Annotated in this window: 13 protein-coding genes; 5 read left to right on the forward strand and 8 right to left on the reverse strand. The window is 72.6% G+C overall.

Features of this window, described 5'->3' with window-relative positions:
- Positions 1-100 precede the first annotated feature (100 nt).
- Both ACIGJO_RS27835 and ACIGJO_RS27840 read left to right on the forward strand, forming a co-directional pair.
- Complete coding sequence (locus ACIGJO_RS27835) at positions 101-724, forward strand: nucleoside/nucleotide kinase family protein (RefSeq protein WP_399962645.1); 624 nt, start codon at positions 101-103, stop codon at positions 722-724.
- Between the two features lie 292 nt (positions 725-1,016).
- On the forward strand, positions 1,017-2,144 hold the full coding sequence (locus tag ACIGJO_RS27840; protein ID WP_399962647.1) for a M24 family metallopeptidase: 1,128 nt from the start codon (positions 1,017-1,019) through the stop codon (positions 2,142-2,144).
- A 190-nt stretch (positions 2,145-2,334) separates the two neighbouring features.
- Here the strand turns inward: ACIGJO_RS27840 and treZ are convergent, their stop codons facing one another.
- Positions 2,335-4,155, reverse strand: coding sequence for a malto-oligosyltrehalose trehalohydrolase (gene treZ, locus ACIGJO_RS27845; protein WP_399962650.1), 1,821 nt, complete (start codon positions 4,153-4,155; stop codon positions 2,335-2,337).
- A gap of 170 nt (positions 4,156-4,325) precedes the next feature.
- Here treZ and ACIGJO_RS27850 point away from each other — a divergent pair, with 170 nt between their 5' ends.
- A complete protein-coding gene (locus tag ACIGJO_RS27850) occupies positions 4,326-5,684 on the forward strand; it encodes a GH1 family beta-glucosidase (RefSeq protein WP_399962652.1) in 1,359 nt (452 codons plus the stop codon).
- Between the two features lie 61 nt (positions 5,685-5,745).
- Here ACIGJO_RS27850 and ACIGJO_RS27855 read toward each other — a convergent pair whose 3' ends face one another.
- From ACIGJO_RS27855 to ACIGJO_RS27875, 5 genes are all read right to left on the reverse strand, one after another.
- Complete coding sequence (locus ACIGJO_RS27855; protein WP_399962654.1) at positions 5,746-6,612, reverse strand: NmrA family NAD(P)-binding protein; 867 nt, start codon at positions 6,610-6,612, stop codon at positions 5,746-5,748.
- A 55-nt stretch (positions 6,613-6,667) separates the two neighbouring features.
- Positions 6,668-7,132 (reverse strand): hypothetical protein, encoded by a 465-nt coding sequence (locus ACIGJO_RS27860; RefSeq protein WP_399962656.1) that lies wholly within the window; start codon positions 7,130-7,132, stop codon positions 6,668-6,670.
- A gap of 116 nt (positions 7,133-7,248) precedes the next feature.
- A complete protein-coding gene (locus ACIGJO_RS27865; RefSeq protein ID WP_399962658.1) occupies positions 7,249-7,770 on the reverse strand; it encodes a MarR family winged helix-turn-helix transcriptional regulator in 522 nt (173 codons plus the stop codon).
- Between the two features lie 126 nt (positions 7,771-7,896).
- Positions 7,897-8,808, reverse strand: a complete 912-nt coding sequence (locus ACIGJO_RS27870) for a GNAT family N-acetyltransferase (protein ID WP_399962660.1) — start codon at positions 8,806-8,808, stop codon at positions 7,897-7,899.
- 299 nt (positions 8,809-9,107) lie between these two features.
- The gene (locus tag ACIGJO_RS27875) at positions 9,108-10,061 is read right to left on the reverse strand and encodes a GNAT family N-acetyltransferase (RefSeq protein ID WP_399962662.1); all 954 of its coding nucleotides are present in this window, start codon (positions 10,059-10,061) and stop codon (positions 9,108-9,110) included.
- 130 nt (positions 10,062-10,191) lie between these two features.
- Between ACIGJO_RS27875 and ACIGJO_RS27880 the strand changes: the two genes are divergently transcribed.
- Positions 10,192-10,758, forward strand: a complete 567-nt coding sequence (locus tag ACIGJO_RS27880; RefSeq protein WP_266925023.1) for a DUF1707 and FHA domain-containing protein — start codon at positions 10,192-10,194, stop codon at positions 10,756-10,758.
- A gap of 311 nt (positions 10,759-11,069) precedes the next feature.
- Positions 11,070-12,149, forward strand: a complete 1,080-nt coding sequence (locus tag ACIGJO_RS27885) for a cytochrome P450 (RefSeq protein WP_399962664.1) — start codon at positions 11,070-11,072, stop codon at positions 12,147-12,149.
- Here the strand turns inward: ACIGJO_RS27885 and treY are convergent.
- The gene (treY, locus tag ACIGJO_RS27890) at positions 12,109-14,598 is read right to left on the reverse strand and encodes a malto-oligosyltrehalose synthase (protein ID WP_399962666.1); all 2,490 of its coding nucleotides are present in this window, start codon (positions 14,596-14,598) and stop codon (positions 12,109-12,111) included. The genes ACIGJO_RS27885 and treY overlap by 41 nt on opposite strands.
- Positions 14,599-14,737: 139 nt before the next feature.
- On the reverse strand, positions 14,738-16,921 hold the full coding sequence (gene glgX / locus ACIGJO_RS27895) for a glycogen debranching protein GlgX (protein ID WP_399962668.1): 2,184 nt from the start codon (positions 16,919-16,921) through the stop codon (positions 14,738-14,740).
- Positions 16,922-17,440 lie beyond the last annotated feature (519 nt).

Here is a 17,440-nt window from a genome sequence, read left to right on the forward strand (position 1 = left end):
GGGAGCGGCACGGCGGTCATCGATGACCGGTGGGTGGGCCGACACGACAGTTATACGTAACACTAACGTTCCTCCGTCCCGCCCCCGCACAATGCCCCGCATGGACACGAGCGACCTCTCCGAGCTCACGGACCGCGCCCGGCGCCTCGCCGCTCCCGGCCACCGCCGCATCCTCGGCATCACCGGCCCGCCGGGCGCCGGGAAGTCCACCCTGGCGGCCCGGCTCGTCGGCGCCCTCGGAGGAAGCGCCGTCCTCGTTCCCATGGACGGCTTCCATCTCGCCGGCGCCGAACTGGACCGCCTGGGCCGTGCCGACCGCAAGGGCGCCCCCGACACCTTCGACGCCGCCGGGTACGCGGCGCTCCTGCGCCGCCTGCGCGACCCCCACCACACCGCGCCCGTCTACGCCCCCGCCTTCGACCGTGCTCTGGAGGAACCCATTGCCGGATCCCTGCCCGTCCCCCCGGACATCCCGCTGGTCGTCACCGAGGGGAACTACCTCCTCCACGACGACGCGGCCTGGGCTCCGGTGCGCGGGCTGCTCGACGAGGTGTGGTTCCTGGACCTCGACCCGGTGGTGCGGGTGCGCAGGCTCGTCGACCGCCATGTGCGGTTCGGCAAGTCCCGCCCGTACGCCGAGCGCTGGGTGGCCGAGTCCGACGAGGTGAACGCCCGGCTGATCGCCAGGGGCCGGGACCGGGCCGACCTGCTGGTACGCGGCTGAGCCGACGGCGCGCGATCCCTCCACGGCCGCGCCCGTGGCCAGCGGTCAGGTGTCCGGGTGTACACGGCCGGCCGTGCACTGCCGGGTCCGACCGGCCGTGTACACGCTGAACCGACCAGCCCTGTGCGCGCCGTACCCGGCCGGTCACGTGTCCGCCGTACCCGGCCGGCCACGCACTGCCCCGCACTGCCCCGCTGTGCCCGCTGTGCCCGCTGTGTCCGACCCCCGCTCGCGCCGTTTCCGGCGTACGGGCAGGATGCTGTGTGCCGTGTCGCCCGCCAGGAGGTCTGCCATGTCCAGCCCGAACCAGTCCGTCCCCTTCACCGCCGACGACTACCGGGCCCGGATGACCCGTGCCGCCGAGGCGGCCGAGGCCGCCGGGCTCGCCGGTCTCCTCGTGGCGCCCGGCCCCGATCTGGTGCACCTCACCGGCTACCAGCCCGTCAGCACCGAACGCCTCACGCTCCTCGTCCTCAAGGCCGGCAAGGACCCCGTCCTGGTCGTCCCGACCCTGGAGGCACCGGACGCCGAGCACGCGGTGGGCGCCCCGGCCCTCATCCTGCGGGACTGGACCGACGGCAAGGACCCGTACGCGGTGACCGCCCCGCTGCTGGACGCCGGGGGGCGGTTCGGGATCAGCGACAACGCCTGGGCGATGCATCTGATCGGCCTCCAGCAGATCCTCCCCGCCACCTCCTACACCTCCCTCACCGAGGCCCTCCCGATGCTCCGGGCGGTCAAGGACGCGCACGAGCTGGGCCGCCTCGCGGCAGCGGGCGCCGCCGCGGACGCCACGTACGGCGAGATCCTGAAGGTGCGCTTCTCCGGCCGCAGGGAGACCGACGTGGCGGCCGATCTGTCCGCGCTCCTCAAGCAGTTCGGGCACTCCCAGGTCGACTTCACCGTCGTCGGCTCCGGCCCCAACGGCGCCAACCCGCACCACGAGGCGGGCGACCGCACCATCGAGCGCGGTGACATGGTGGTCCTCGACTTCGGCGGGCTCAAGCACGGCTACGGCTCGGACACCTCCCGTACGGTCCACGTCGGCGAACCCACGGCCGAGGAGCAGCGCGTGCACGACATCGTCCGGGAGGCGCAGAAGGCGGGCTGCGCCGCGGTCCGGCCCGGCGCCGCGTGCCAGGACATCGACCGCGCGGCGCGCGCCGTGATCACCGAATTCGGCTACGGCGAGCGCTTCATCCACCGCACCGGCCACGGCATCGGGGTCACCACCCACGAGCCGCCCTACATGATCGAGGGCGAGGAGCTTCCGCTGGTCCCCGGCATGTGCTTCTCCGTGGAGCCGGGCATCTACCTCCCCGGCCGGTTCGGCGTCCGGATCGAGGACATCGTGACGGTCACCGAGGACGGCGGACGGCGGCTGAACACCACCTCCAGGGAACTGGCGATCGTCGAGTAGGGCCGCGTGATCGGCCGACGCGCGCGGATTCCCCCGCGGCCTCGCCGGAAGCGGCTTTCGGCGAGCCCGGTCCTGACCGGGTGACGCCGTCCCCGCCCCCCGGCCGTCCCCCGCCCCCCCCCGGCCATCACGCGGGTCACCCGCGTCGGGCCGGTCAGAAGCGCGTGCCCCGCGCCGTGTCCGGGCCTCCTCAGTCGTCCGCCAGTACCACGCACGACTCCGCCGGCAGGTGCAGCAGGCCATCGGCGCCGGGTGCGCGGACCGGGTTCCAGGACGCCAGTACCCTCCCGGCGCCGCGCCGGTTCCGGCCGACGCCCAGGGGGATGGCGGCGGGGCTGTCCGCGAGGTTCACCACGATCCGGAGATCGCCCCTGCGGTACGCCAGCCAGCGGGCGTCCTCGTCGTACGCGACCCTTATCGTGGCGAGGTCGGGGTCGTGGAGGTCGGGCATCGCCCGGCGCAGTGCGATCAGTTCGCGGTACCAGGCGTGCAGCCGGGCGTGCGGCTCGCGCTCCGGCTCGCTCCAGTCGAGACAGGAGCGGTCGCGGGTCGCCGGGTCCTGCGGGTCGGGGATGTCCTCCCCTGCCCAGCCGTGCGAGGCGAACTCCCGCCGTCTGCCGCTGCGTACGGCCTCCGCGAGTGCCGGGTCGGTGTGGTCGGTGAAGAACTGCCACGGCGTCCGGGCGCCCCACTCCTCGCCCATGAACACCATGGGGGTGAAGGGGCCGGTGAGCACCAGGGCGGCGGCGCAGGCCTGGAGGCCGGGGGAGAGCGTGGCGGCCAGCCGGTCGCCGAGGGCCCGGTTGCCGATCTGGTCGTGGGTCTGGGCGTACCCGACGAAGCGGTGGGCCGCGCTCCGGGTCACGTCGACGGGGCGTCCGTGCGTACGGCCCCGGAAACCGGAGTACGTCCCGTTGTGGAAGAAGCCACTGGTCACCGTCTTGGCCAGGGCGGCGAGCGGGGCCCGCGCGAAGTCGGCGTAATAGCCCTGGGACTCGCCGGTCAGCGCGGTGTGCAGGGCGTGGTGGAAGTCGTCGTTCCACTGGGCGTGCAGCCCGAGGCCGCCGGCCCTGCGCGGGGTGGTGGTGCGCGGGTCGCAGAGGTCCGACTCCGCGATCAGGGTGAGCGGCCGGCCGGTCTCCGCCGCCAGCGCGTCGACGGCCGTGGAGAGTTCCTCCAGGAAGGTGAGCGCGCGGGTGTCGGCGAGGGCGTGGACCGCGTCCAGCCGCAGTCCGTCGAGGTGGTAGTCGCGCAGCCAGGCGAGCGCACTGCCCAGCAGGTACGCGCGGACCTCGTCCGAGCCCGGGGCGTCCAGGTTGACCGCCGCGCCCCAGGGGGTGTGATGAGTGTCGGTGAAGTACGGGCCGAAGGCCGGGAGGTGGTTGCCGGACGGTCCGAGGTGGTTGTGGACCACGTCCAGGACGACCGCGAGCCCCAGACCGTGCGCCGTATCGACGAACCGCTTCAGCCCGGCCGGGCCGCCGTACGGTTCGTGCACGGCCCACAGCGACACCCCCTCGTACCCCCAGCCGTGGGTGCCGGGGAAGGGGCAGACGGGCATCAGCGACACATGGGTCACCCCCAGCTCCGCGAGGTGACCGAGCCGTTCGGCGGCGGCGTCGAAGGTGCCCGCGCCGGTGTACGTCCCGATGTGCAGCTCGTACAGGATGCCGCCGGGCAGTCCGCGTCCCGCCCACGCGTTCCGCCAGACGTACGCCTCCTGGTCCACGACCGCGCTCTCGCCGTCCGGGCCGTCCGGCTGGCGGCGGGAGCGCGGATCGGGCCGTACGGGGCCGTCGTCCACGCAGAACCCGTAGCGGTCGCCGTCCACCGCGTCCGCCTCGGCGCACCACCAGCCCGCCCGCGACGGGTCGCGCACCATCGCCCGCCGCGCGCCGGAATCCGCTCCCGCGCCGGTCCGCGCCCCGGCGCCCGCGCCTGTTCCGGCCGCCGGGCCCGACAGCCGGAGCACGACCGACTCCGCGTCCGGGGCCCACACCTCGAACCGCATTCACCACTCCTCGTTCATGAACAGGTCGCCCGAAGGCGGGCTCCGTGATCGGCGGAAGTCGCGTTCACGGCCCCGGAACACTAGAGCGAGCCCGTTACTGGCGATTAGGGTCTGGTCCTGATCATTGCCCTGCTTGCTTCTGCTCATACGTACGGCTGCTGGAGGCCGAGATGACCGTGCCGTTGTTCCCCCCGGGCTTCCTCTGGGGAGCCTCCGCCTCCGCCTTCCAGACCGAGGGGGCCGCCGACACCGCCGGCAAGGGCCCCTCCGGCTGGGACGCCTTCGCCGCGCAGCCCGGCCGGATCAAGGACGGCACCGACACCACGCGGGGCACCGGGTTCCACGAGCACTACCGCGAGGACGTGGCCCTGCTCGCCGGACTCGGGGCGGACGCCTTCCGCTTCTCCATCAGCTGGCCGCGCGTGGTGCCCGGGGGCAGCGGTGCGGTCAACCCCGAGGGGCTCGACTTCTACGACCGGCTCGTCGACGAACTCTGCGCCCACGGCATCACCCCCGCCCCCACCCTGTACCACTGGGACACCCCGCTGCCCCTGGACGAGGCGGGCGGCTGGCTCGACCGGGACACCGCCTACCGCTTCGCCGAGTACGCGGGCATCGTCGCCGAACGCCTCGCCGACCGCGTACCCATGTGGATCACCATCAATGAACCCGCCGAAGTCACTCTGCTGGGCTACGCACTCGGTGAGCACGCCCCCGGGCGCACCCTCCTCTTCGACGCCCTGCCCGCCGCCCACCACCAGCTGCTCGCCCATGGCCTCGCCGTACGCGCCCTGCGTGCGGCGGGTGCCGACAACATCGGCGTCGCGCTCTCGCACGCCCCGGTCTGGACGGCAGGGGACACCGAGGAGGACCGCTTCGGCGCGGAGCTCTACGACACGCTCACCAACTGGCTGTTCGCGGACCCCATCCTCACCGGCCGCTATCCCGACGAGAACTTCGCGGCCCTGATGCCGGGCCCGGTGGCGGACGACCTGAAGGTCATCTCGGCACCGCTCGACTGGTACGGCGTCAACTACTACAACCCCACCCTCGTCGGCGCGCCCAAGCCGGAGGCCCTCGACTCCTTCTCCGGCTTCGGTATGCCCGCCGAACTCCCCTTCGGCATACGCGAGATCGAGGGCTACGAGAAGACCGACTTCGGCTGGCCCGTCGTTCCCGAAGGCCTCGGCGAGACGCTCACCCTGCTGCGCGAGCGCTTCGGCGACCGTCTGCCGCCCGTCCACATCACCGAGAACGGCTGCGCGATCGACGAGCCCGTCGCCGACCACCGCCGCATCGCCTACCTCGAAGGACACCTCACCGCGCTGCGCGCCGCCATCGACGAGGGGATCGATGTGCGCGGCTACTTCACCTGGTCGCTCACCGACAACATCGAATGGATCGAGGGTGCCGCCAAGCGCTTCGGGCTCGTCCACGTCGACTACGGGACGATGCGCCGGACGCCGAAGGAGTCCTACGGCTGGTACCGCGACCTGATCCACGCTCAGAAGACCCGGCAGCAGCGGTAGCCCCCCGGCCTCCTCGCGGGTGCGCCGCCACCGCGCGAGGAGGCCGGGGGCAGGGTGCCGGTCAGGCCACCGGGGCGAACACGGCGAGATGCTCGCGGACGAAGGCGTCGAGTGTCCGGGCGGGGCGTCCGAGGACGGTCTCCACCGTGCCGTCCGGGGACTCCGGACACGCGATGGCCAGTTGCTGGATCTCCACGACATGGTTCGCGAGCCAGTCCGGCATGTGCGCGGTCCGGACGAGATGGCCGTGGAAGTCGTCCGGTGTCAGGTCGATGTGGCGGACGGGCCGGCCCGTCCGCGCGGTGAGGAGAGCGGCGAGCTCCGGATGGCTGAAGGCCTGGGGGCCGGTCAGCGTGTACGTGGCCCCGCGGAGGCCGGGGCGGAGAAGGGCCTCGGCGGCGACATCGCCGATGTCCCGGACGTCGATGTAGTTGCAGGGCACGTCGCGCATCGCTCCGATGAGCACGCCCTCGGCGACCGCCGGAGCGTTCAGGAGCAGGTTCTGCATGAACCCGTAGGGCCGAAGCAGCGTGGCCACCATGCCGGTCGCCGCGAGGTGTGCCTCGATCCGCCAGTGCCCGCGCGAGATGACGACCGGTGAGTCGGGCCCGACCGCTGGGGAGGAGAGTTTGACGACGTGCTGTACGCCGCACGCGGCCGCGGCGTCTATCGCGTTGATCTCCAGCGCCACTTGACGCGGGCTGTTGGCCATGGCGAGGAACAGCTGCGAGGAGCCTTCGAAGGCAGCGCGGAGCGCGCGGGGATCCGCGGCGTCCGCACCGACGACCTCGACCCGCGTTTCCCCGCCCATCGCGGCACGCAGTGTGTCCGGAGTACGGCTGACGGCACGGCAGGGGATGCCCAGTTCGGTCAGGCGCCGGAGCAGCGCTCCGCCGGCGGAGCCCGTCGCGCCCATGATGGTGATCACGATATGTCCTTCGTGGTTGTGGTGAATCCGGGGAATCGGGTGGAGACCGGCCGCGTCACTTCTGCTGCCGGGATGCCGTGCCACGCCATCGCCAGGTGACGATCGTGGTCGCCAGGGCGGCCGACAACGGCAGGTCGATCCGCAGCCGCTCCAGCCACCCGGCATCGGGCAGCGGAGTGTGCGCGGGCAGCCAGTCGGCCGCGAACCACCCGGCCAGGCCCGCGATTCCGGCGGCGACCGTGCCGAGTCCGATGGTGATGACGGGACGCGGCACCGATGTCGTCCACCGCCGCGGCCGGCCCCGGCGGTGCAGCCACCCGCCGACGGCGAAGGCCACGGCGGCCGATGTGGCACCGATGGAGGTGAAGGCGGCCACCGTCAGTTCGGGCTGTCCGCCGAGCACTCCACCGAGCCCGGCCGTGAGGGCGGGGGCCAGATAGGCGACCGCGACTTCCTTCCGGAGTGTGAAGGGCCGTGCCGTGGGACCGCGCTCGGCGGCCGTGGTGCGGGTGGGGCTCACGTGCACTCCTCGAAAAATTGTTAGGGACCTAACTATGTGGGCATGGAGGGGCCGCCCGGTCGGGGCGGTCGCTTCTCGCTGCTCGCCTCTTGTTTTCTCGTGCGACGTGAGGGGGGCTACTCGGCGGTCAGTGCGCCGATCCCCTGTGTGATCCGTTCCAGCAGGTCCAGGAACTGTCCGCGTTCGTCGGCGGTCAGTCCGCCGACCAGCGCCTGCAGGCGCGCGAAGTGGTCCGCGGCCATGTCGCGCAGCCGCTGGGCGCCGCGCGCCGTCAGTACGACCACCGCGCCCCGTCCGTCCTCCGTGGACGCGCGCCGGGCCACGAGGCCTTCTCGTTCGAGGCCGTCCACCAGGCCGGTCACCGTGGCGCGCGAGACGCCGAGGCTCTTCGCGAGACGTGACGGCGACTTCTCCCCGTCGCTGTCCTCAAGGTCCACCAGGAGGCGGTAGCGCCCGGTCGACAGCCCGAAACGGGAGAAGTGCACTTCGGACGCGCGGTCCAGTCGCACCCCCGCGGCCATCAGGCGCACCGCCACGAGCACCGCCTGGGGGTCGGCATCGAGCCCGTACCGTGCGATCTGGTGCCGTGCCTGATCGAGTGTCGGCACGGCACCAGGGTTCGCTTCCTCGCTGCTCATGGAACTAATATGGCAGCTAACTACATGCCGGTCAACTCGTCCGGCGCCGCCAGGGCAGCCGCCCCGCCGACTCCCTGCGGGGTGACGGGAACACCAGCGGCCGGCCTGCCGGTGAGGTCACCGTGCTCACGTCAGGTGAACGCGTTCCTGAGTGATGCGGTGGCCGGCGCGGGCGAACGCCACGGCCATCGGCACGTTCCCCCGGTCGGTCGCCCCCGCGATGTACTCGGCACCCTGCTCGGCCAGGAAGTGCATGCACTCCACGAGCAGGTCGTAGCCGTAGCCGTGGCCGCGCGCCCCGGGGACGACCCCGATGAAGCCGATGCACGGACCCGACGGGTTGTGCGCGGGCACATGGATGCCCGCCACCGCGCCGTCCGGCGTGTACGCCAGCTGCCACCAGGAACGCGGCGAGGGGCACCAGTAGAAGAAGTCCAGCTCCTCCTGGGCCGCCGCCTCCAGCCCGCCGGGCCCCTCGATCGCCTTGCGGGCATGGGCGTCCAGCGTGACCGAGTGGACCCGGCGCAGGACGTCCAGGATCACGGCGTCGTCGGGCTCCGGGCGGAAGGTGAGCCGGCCGGGGCGCGCGGGCAGCCCGTCGTCCGGGGTCCAGTGGTAGCGGTAACGCTCGACGAGCGGCCGCAGCCCGGCCGCGGTGGCGGCGGCGATCCGCGACCGCGCGGCGGCCGTGACCTCGGGGACCTCCCGCCAGTCCGCGGGCAGGATCAGTTCGTACTCAAGGTGGAACGGGGCGCGCCGCAGGAGTTCGGCGCCCGCCTCGTCCTCGCCGTCCGCGAAGTCGAACCAGTTCAGCAGGACGGGCTCGGTGTCATCGGGCCCGCCCCACCAGGCGGCCCTGGCGACCACGGTGCCCTCGCGCAGGGCGACCCAGGTCCACTCGGGGCGGTAGTCGCCGCCGGCCGCGACGGTGGCATAGCGGTGGCCGAACGCGGCCCGGCCGACGAGAGCGCGGTCCTGAAGGGAGTCGAAAAGCTGGGCGTCGCTCTCATCGAGCGCGCGGATGACCAGATCGGTCATGGAATTGTCCTCCGGGGACTGAAATCGCGCTCCCGGTCAGACGGAGTCCGACACCGCCCTGCGGACGGGACGGGAGCGCGGGAATGAGGTGCTGCCGATGGTGGTGCTGTTGCTCGTACGCACTTCTCTCGCCTCCTTCCACGACTCGCTCGGCCGGTCCGGTGTTTCGCGAGCACACTAACCCGGCCCCGGGCGGCCCGTCCATCGGATTGTCGGGACGCCGGAGACACGAGCCCCGATCCCGGACGATCGGGCGACGGGCCATTCCCGGACGTTCAGTCCCGGACCGTCCGGGCGGTTCAGTCCCAGACCATGTTGAACGCGCGCTCGAAGTTCACGTACCCCAGGCGCTCGAAGGCCTTCGCCATCGGGACGTTGCCGAGGTCGGTCGCCGCCCTGATCCGCTCCACGCCCTGCCCGGCGAGCACCCGGGTGCCCTCGGCGAGGATGTCGTCGATGTAGCCCTGTCCGCGGTGTGCCGGCAGGACGCCGATGTACGCGATGATCGGGTTGTAGTTGTTGCGGGCAGGGACGACGAAGCCGACCGGTTCACCGGAGGGCAGTTCGGCTGTCCGCCACCATTCCCGCGGGCTCGAATATCCCGCCAGCTCCTCGTCGAAGTGCTTCTCCGCCGCCTCGCGGGCGCTCAGCCCGGACGCCAGGTCCGCCTGTCCGTGCGCGTCCAGGGTGCCCTCCATCACCGGTGTCATCAGGGCGACCAGATCCTCGCGCCCGGTGACCGGCCGGAACACCAGACGGCCGCCGGCCTCGGGGACCGCCGTCCCGGCCCGCCACTCCAGACGCAGCCGCTCCACCAGCATCCGGGCACCCGTACGTTCCATCACCTGGATCCGGGCTTCGACGATCTCGCGCGCCGCCGGGTCCTCGTGCCAGTCCGGCGGCACGAACCTGCCGTACTCGGGGCGTGCCGCGCCCGCCGGCAGCACCGCAGCGGCGGCCGTCTCCAGCAGCCGGACCCCGATCTCGACGCGCTCCGCGACCGGCAGGGTGTCGTCCAGGTCGAAGAAGTCCAGTGCCAGCGGCTGCCCGTCCTTCTCGGCGGTCCACCAGGCGGCTCTGGCCACGACGCGCTCGCCGTGCAGCGCCACCCACATCCACTCCGGCCGGCGGCGGCCGGTCGCCAGATCGTCCGCCAACTCGTGGTCCAGGACGTACGACAGACGGCGGAAGAGCCCGAGCTCCTGCGCTCCGGCCAGCGGACGAACGGTCAAATCCTGTGGTGCAAGGGTCACGAAGTCTCCTCATGGCGCATGGGCCGCAGACACTAACAACGGCCCCGGCCGAGGAGCACCGCAGGTCAGCACGGGCGGAAAGAGGGGTTCTTCTGGACACCCCGGGGCGGTCGGCCCGACAATCGACCCTGTGACGTCCTCCTTCGAGTTCCACACGTATCCCGCGCGGCTGTCGGACGCCCAGCGCGACCGTGTCCTCGGCGTGCTCAGAGAAGGGGCCGCGCAGGGCAAGCTCTCCCACGACACCTTCCTGCGACGCATGGAACTGGCCCTCGTCGCACGCCGCCCCGAGGAACTGGCGGCGCTCACCTCCGACCTGGACTCCGGCGGACGCTGGACCCAGAGCCTGGCCCGTGCCGTGGGCGGCCTGTCGGCCTTCCCCGGGCGGATGCGCCGGGCCTGGCAGACCGAACGGCTGCCCAAGCTCCTGCTGCCGGCCCCCGGCCCGTACCCGCTCCTCATCGGCCGCGACCCGGGCAACGGCCTGCGGCTCAACCACGAGACGGTGTCCCGGCTGCACGCCGAACTCACCGTGCAGGGCAGCCGGTGGGTGCTGCGCGACCTCGGTTCGACGAACGGCACCTGCGTCAACGGCCAGCGGGTCGTCGGATCGGTCCCGGTCCGTGACGGGGACCAGGTGAGCTTCGGCCGGATGAGCTTCCGGCTGACCGCCCAGGCGCTCCGTCCGCCGGCCTGACCGCGAACCCCGCCGGGTGCCGCGCGACGCCTTCTCCCGCACCTCGGGCCCCGTACCCCGGGCCAGGCACCTCGCCCCTGTGCCTCGGGTCCGTACCGCAGGCCACGCACCGCAGCTCCGCGCCGCAGGCCCCCGCCACGGTCCCGCCCCGCCCTGCCGTGGTCGTGCCCTGCCACGGTCCCGCCCCGCCCTGCCCCCGTCGTGCCGCGGCCGTCACCCGAACGGCCGCACACCGACTGCGGTGAGCCCCCGGCGGTGGTCGGCTTGAGGCACCCGCGTCGGACAGCGACGCACCGATCCCGGGGGTGCGGATGCCGGTCGACGGACCCGAGCGCGTACCCGCGGCCCCCGCACCGCGACGGCGGACGGGCGGGCAGCCCGGCCTCCTGGCGCCCGGAGCGGCCACCGACCCGTGCCGGCTCCGGCTCTACCGCCGCCTGCGCGAGGCCTACCCGCTCTGTTACGACGAGGGCCTGGGCGCCTGGCTGCTCAGCCGGTACGCCGATGTGGCCGTCGCGCTCACCGACCCCCGGTTCGCCGGCTACCCGCACGACGGCGCGCCGCGCGGCGGCCCCGCCCCGCTCGGGCTCTGCCGGGGCAGCATCCGCTGCACAGCGCGGGACGAGGAATCGCAGGGACCCGCGCTCCAGGCCCGCCCCGCAGGCCCCGCGGGCTCTGTTCACGCTGTGGACCCCGCCCGCCGCATGGCCGTCGAGCGGACCGCGTACGTCCTCGCCCGCCGCATAGCCGGGCGCCGACAGGCCGACCTGGTCGAGGAGTTCTGCCGCTGGCTTCCGGCCGGTGCCGCGGCCGCCGCGGCCGGTCTCTCCTACCCGGACCTCAACCGGCTGCCACGCGCCGCCCTCCATCCGCGGCTCGTCCACCCCGCCTCCGGCCCCGCCGACTGCGCCGGGCACACGGCTCTGCGGGAGACGGCCCTCGCGTCGTTCCTGGCCAACCTGATCGACGACGGCGACCTGCTGGCCGCCGTACGCACCGAACCAGAGCTCATCGCGCGGGCCTGGACGGAGACGCTGCGCCGCGACCCGCCCGTCCAGATCGTCCTGCGCCGCACTCTGACCGAGGTCCCCGTCAGCGGCGGCACGCTCCCCGCGGGGGCGCCCGTCGCCTGTCTGATCGGCGCGGCGGGACGCGATCCGGACCGCTTCGCCGATCCCGACCGCTTCGACCCGCTCCGCCCCGAGCCGGGCGGCCTCACCACCGGCCCCGCGGGCTGCCCCGCCGTACTGCTCGGCCGGCTGGAGGCCGAGTACGGGCTTCGCGCCCTGCTGGAGGCCATGCCCCGCATCCGCTGGGCGGACGGCTTCCGGCCGGCCGGCACCGGGCTGCTCACCCGTGGTCCGCGGACTCTTCTCGTACGGCCCTCCTGAGCAGGGCCACCGGGCGTTCGGCGAACAGTTCCTCCACCGCGACCGTGCCGCCGGAGAACTCCCGTCCCGGGGCCAGGACGTCCTGCCAGGGGCCCGCGTCCGGCAGCGGAAGCACCGTGCCGCGCCACCCGCCCTCCTCCGCCAGCCGCAGGGACAGCCGGGTCACCGCCGTCACCACCTCGCCCGACCGGCAGAACGCCAGACAGTGCCCGGCCGCCGGGCCGTGAGCGGCCAGTGGGGCGTACGTCCCCGACTCCCCGAACACCTCCGGCCGCGCCCGCCGCAGCCGCAGCGCGGCCATCGTGAGCGCCGCCTTCTCACCGGCACCGGCCGAGCCGTACGCACCCCCCGGGTCTTCGGCGCCGACCGAGCCGTCGCCACCTCCCGAGCCGTCCGAGTCGTCCGCGCCGTCCGAGCCGTCCGTTCCGGCGGCCGGCCGGCGGAACGGACGCCGGTTGTCCGGGTCGACCAGCGCGATGTACTCGTGCTCCGTGCCCTGATACAGATCGGGCACCCCCGGCATCGTCAGATGCACCAGCGCCGCGCCCAGCACATTGGCCCGCACGAACGGGACGAGCGTCCCCGCGAACCGTGTCACCAGCATCCGCGCCGCACCGGTGGCGCTGCCCGGACCGGCCGCGACGAAGTCCGACACCGCCCGCTCGTACCCCGGATCGGGCTCGGTCCAGCTGGTGAAGAGCCCCGCCTCCCGTACGGCTTTGAGCAGTGCGGGTTCGAGCCGCCCGGCCATCCTGGTGCCGGACAGCCCCGCGCAGCCGTACGAGTACTGCCAGGACTGCCAGGCCAGCTGCGGGTCCGGTGCCGTCACCGCCGTCGCCCGGGTCAGCTGCTCCACCAGCGAGGACCATCGCTCGGGGCACTCCGAGAGCACCGCGATCCTGGCCCGTACATCAGCGCTGCGCTTGGTGTCGTGCGTGGTCAGTACCGTGGCGGAGCCCGGCCAGTCCCGGGCCAGCCGTGCGCAGAACGCGTGGAACTCCTCCGGCGCCACGGCGGGCCTGCCGGGGTCGCCGCCCACCTCGGTCGCGGAGATCAGCGGCACGTAGCGGTAGAACGCGGTGTCCTCGACCGACTTGGCGTGCAGCGCCGACGCCGTCTGCGCGAACCTCGCACAGAACGCCGCCTGTTCCGGCCCGTCGCCGAGCCGCCCCAGCGCCAGGTCCCGCACCGCGTCGACGGCAGCCGCCTCCTCCGGCACGGAGAACACCGCCCTCGCGTCCCGCAGCGCCTCCTCCGGCAGCGCCGATGCGGCGGCGTCCGTGAGCGGCCCGCCGGCCGTGACGTACGGGCGGTAGACGGGGATCCGGACGAGCAGCTCGCGTACGGCGGTGTGCAGCGCCCACGGGGCGTGGTCGCGCAGGACGGGATCCGCGGCGCACACCCGGACCGCCAGCCGGGTCAGCCACGCGGTCTCGGCGGCGAGTTCATGGGTCACCACGCGGTACGCGGCACGGCGCACGGTCGCCGCCCAGTAGCCGCCCCGGTCGCCGGGCGGGCCCGCGAAGTCCCGGTAGCGGCCGAGCAGCTCCGCCGCGCCCGCCGGGTCGGTGAAGAGCCCGTCGATCCGGCACAGTGCGTCGTACCCCGTCGTCCCGGCGACCGCCCAGCCCGCGGGCAGCGTTTCCGGACCAGTGAGGATCTTCTCCACCACCGTCCACCGGCCGCCGGTGGCCCGGTCGAGCCGTTCCAGATAGGCCGTCGGGTCGGCGAGGCCGTCCGGGTGGTCGACGCGCAGCCCGTCGACGACGCCGTCCCGGAGCAGTCCGAGCACCGTGCCGTGGGTGGCGTCGAAGACCTCGGGATGCTCGACGCGGACCCCGATCAGCTCCGAGACGGTGAAGAAGCGCCGGTAGTTCAGCTCGGTACGGGCCAGCCGCCACCAGCCGAGCCGGTAGTGCTGGGCGTCCAGCAGCTCGGGCAGCGGCAGCGCGGCCGTGCCCTCGCGCAGCGGGAACACCTGTTCGTCGTAGTGCAGTACGTCCCCCTCCACCGAGAACCGGTCGAGCTGATCGCCGAGGCGCCCCGGGAGGACCGGCAGCAGGATCCTGCCGCCGTGCTCCGTCCAGTCGATGTCGAACCAGCGGGCGTAGGGGGACTCCGGGCCCTCGCGCAGCACTTCCCACAGCGCCCGGTTGTGGCGGGGCGCGGTCGCCATGTGATTGGGCACGATGTCCAGGATCAGCCCGAGCCCGTGCTCGCGGGCCGTCGCGGCGAGCCGCCGCAGCCCCTCCTCACCGCCCAGCTCGGCCCGGACGCGGCTGTGGTCCACGACGTCGTAGCCGTGCCGGGAACCGGGAACGGCCTCCAGGACGGGCGAAAGATGCAGATGGGAGACGCCGAGCGCGGCGAGGTAGGGCACCGCGTCCCCGGCTGCCGAGAAGGGGAACTCCGGCTGGAGCTGGAGGCGGTACGTGGCGGTGGGCGTCATGCGAACGTACGTACCCAGCGGGCGGCGGTGTGTGTCACGGCGGCCGTGAGCATCACCCGTTCTTGTCGCGGGAGGCACGGGGGTGACGTCGGGCGCGGGCCGGGCTCACGACGGGGCGCGGGCCGCGCGCACGCCGGGTTCACGCCGGCCGCTTCAGCACCGCCAGACTCCGCCCGATCAGCGTCACCCGCTCGCCCGCCGACACCCTGGGCCCGGCCCCCGGCGGCACACCGTCCGGCCGTGCGGTGTCGACCACCACCTGCCACTGCCGCCCGTGGTTCACCGGAACGGCGAAGTCCAGGGTGTCGGCGCCCGCGTTGAACATCAGCAGGAACGAGTCGTCGGAGATCCGCTCGCCGCGCGGTCCGGGCTCCGAGATCGCGTGCCCGTTCAGAAAGACCGTCATGGCCCGGGCATGGGCCGCCTGCCAGTCCCGCTGGGTCATCTCCTTGCCCTCGGGGGTGAACCAGGCGATGTCGGAGAGCTCGTCATGGGTTCCCTCCACCGGCCGTCCGTGGAAGAACCGGCGGCGCCGGAAGACCGGATGGTCACGGCGCAGCCACACCATGGCCCGGGTGAACTCCAGCAGTCCGCTGCCGGGAGCCGAACCGGTCCCGGCTCCGGCTCCGCCGTCCGTGTCCCCGCCGGCGTCCCCGCCGGTGCCCGCCGACGACGGATCGGGCCAGTGCACCCAGGCGAGCTCGTTGTCCTGGCAGTACGCGTTGTTGTTGCCCCGCTGGGTGCGGCCGAACTCGTCCCCGTGGCTCAGCATGGGCACGCCCTGCGACAGCATCAGCGTGGCGATGAAGTTCCGCATCTGCCGCCCGCGCAGCTCCAGCACCTCCGGATCCCCGCTCTCACCCTCCACACCGCAGTTCCAGGACCGGTTGTGGCTCTCGCCGTCCCGGTTGCCCTCGCCGTTCGCCTCGTTGTGCTTGTCGTTGTACGAGACCAGGTCGTTCAGCGTGAATCCGTCGTGGCAGGTGGTGAAGTTGATCGAGGCGAGCGGACGGCGCCCGTCGTCCTGATAGAGGTCCGACGAGCCGGTGAGGCGGCCCGCGAACTCCGCCAGGGTGCGCGGCTCGCCGCGCCACAGATCCCGCACCGTGTCGCGGTACTTGCCGTTCCACTCGGTCCACAGCGGGGGGAAGTTCCCCACCTGGTAGCCGCCCTCACCGACGTCCCACGGCTCCGCGATCAGTTTCACCTGGCTGACCACCGGGTCCTGCTGCACCAGATCGAAGAACGACGACAGCCGGTCCACCTCGTGGAACTGCCGTGCCAGCGTCGCCGCCAGATCGAACCGGAACCCGTCCACGTGCATCTCGGTCACCCAGTACCGCAGCGAGTCCATGATCATCTGGAGCACGTGCGGGGACCGCATCAGCAGCGAATTCCCGGTTCCGGTGGTGTCCATGTAGTACCGCTGGTCGTCCATGAGGCGGTAGTAGGAGGCGTTGTCGAGACCCCGGAAGGAGAGCGTCGGACCGAGATGGTTCCCCTCGGCCGTGTGGTTGTAGACCACGTCGAGGATGACCTCGATGCCCGCCTGATGCAGCGCCCGTACGGCCTGTTTGAATTCCAGCACCTGTTCCCCGCGGTCGCCCCAGGAGGCGTACGCGTTGTGCGGGGCGAAGAAGCCGATGGTGTTGTAGCCCCAGTAGTTGGCCAGTCCGGCGTCCGCCAGCCGGTGGTCCTGGACGAACTGGTGCACCGGCATCAGTTCGATCGCGGTGACGCCCAGCTCGGTCAGATGGGCGATGACCTCCGGGTGCGCCAGTGCCGCGTACGTACCGCGCAGCTCCTCGGGGAGGCCCGGATGGAGCATCGTCAGCCCCTTCACATGGGCTTCGTAGATCACCGTGCGGTGGTAGTCCGTACGGGGCCGCCGGTCGTCGCCCCAGTCGAAGTACGGATTGACCACGACCGAGCTCATCGTGTGCGGGGCCGAGTCCAGGTCGTTGCGCGCGTCGGGCCGGCCGAAGGGATAGCCGTACACCGCCTCGCCCCACTCGATCCTCCCGGCCACCGCCCGCGCGTACGGATCGAGCAGCAGCTTCGCCGCATTGCACCGCTGCCCGCGCTGCGGCTCGTACGGCCCGTGCACCCGGAAGCCGTAGCGCTGACCGGGCATCACCCCGGGCAGATAGGCATGGCGGACGAAGGCGTCGGTCTCGCGCAGTTCCACCGCCGTCTCGGAACCGTCGTCGTGCAGCAGGCACAACTTGATTCGGTTGGCGGCCTCGGAGAAGACCGCGAAGTTGGTCCCGGCGCCGTCGTACGTGGCACCGAGCGGATACGCCTGTCCCGGCCAGACCTGCATGGATAGGATCCTTCCCCTTCTGATCCGGGTACGAGGGGTCTCTTGAGCCAGATACGCCCCGAATGAGCCAGATACTCCCCGAAAGAGGTGCGTCCGCCTCGCGGCTGTCCCGTCATCCCTGGTGGGCGCGCGACGAGAGCTACGGCACCTCAAGGCTCTGTCGAGATGTCCGCATACATCCAGTATGCGGACGTCTCTCCGCCTTGCGGTGCACCGCATCCCGTGCCGCGCGCTGATCCATCAGGGATCACGGGGCATCCTTGAGGGCGTCGTGCCGGAGCGGCCCGGCCCGGTCGGCCCCCCTGGGCGGGCCCGCGGCGGGCCGTCGGGTCCGCACCGGTCAACTTCGGACACCTCGATGCCGCCCGGGGCGGAAAACTGCCGCCGCCCGGCGGCCGGGCGCCCGGAATGCGGCATGCGGTGGGGTGGTTAATCACTATGAATCAGCTCACTCCGCCCAATGTTGCCGCTTGGAACGGGCTTGTCCCGCAGGGGAGTTGAGAAAGCAGCCTGCGCATC

Origin of the sequence: Streptomyces sp. NPDC079020, assembly GCF_044542225.1 — a bacterium.
Lineage (GTDB): Bacteria > Actinomycetota > Actinomycetes > Streptomycetales > Streptomycetaceae > Streptomyces.

Excerpts from the sequence above, each read along its gene's own strand:
- ACIGJO_RS27835 (WP_399962645.1), top strand. The coding sequence starts at position 101 with ATGGACACGAGCGACCTCTCCGAGCTCACGGACCGCGCCCGGCGCCTC.
- ACIGJO_RS27840 (WP_399962647.1), top strand. The coding sequence starts at position 1,017 with ATGTCCAGCCCGAACCAGTCCGTCCCCTTCACCGCCGACGACTACCGG.
- treZ (WP_399962650.1), bottom strand. The coding sequence starts at position 4,155 with ATGCGGTTCGAGGTGTGGGCCCCGGACGCGGAGTCGGTCGTGCTCCGG.
- ACIGJO_RS27850 (WP_399962652.1), top strand. The coding sequence starts at position 4,326 with ATGACCGTGCCGTTGTTCCCCCCGGGCTTCCTCTGGGGAGCCTCCGCC.
- ACIGJO_RS27865 (WP_399962658.1), bottom strand. The coding sequence starts at position 7,770 with ATGAGCAGCGAGGAAGCGAACCCTGGTGCCGTGCCGACACTCGATCAG.
- ACIGJO_RS27870 (WP_399962660.1), bottom strand. The coding sequence starts at position 8,808 with ATGACCGATCTGGTCATCCGCGCGCTCGATGAGAGCGACGCCCAGCTT.
- ACIGJO_RS27885 (WP_399962664.1), top strand. The coding sequence starts at position 11,070 with ATGCCGGTCGACGGACCCGAGCGCGTACCCGCGGCCCCCGCACCGCGA.
- treY (WP_399962666.1), bottom strand. The coding sequence starts at position 14,598 with ATGACGCCCACCGCCACGTACCGCCTCCAGCTCCAGCCGGAGTTCCCC.
- glgX (WP_399962668.1), bottom strand. The coding sequence starts at position 16,921 with ATGCAGGTCTGGCCGGGACAGGCGTATCCGCTCGGTGCCACGTACGAC.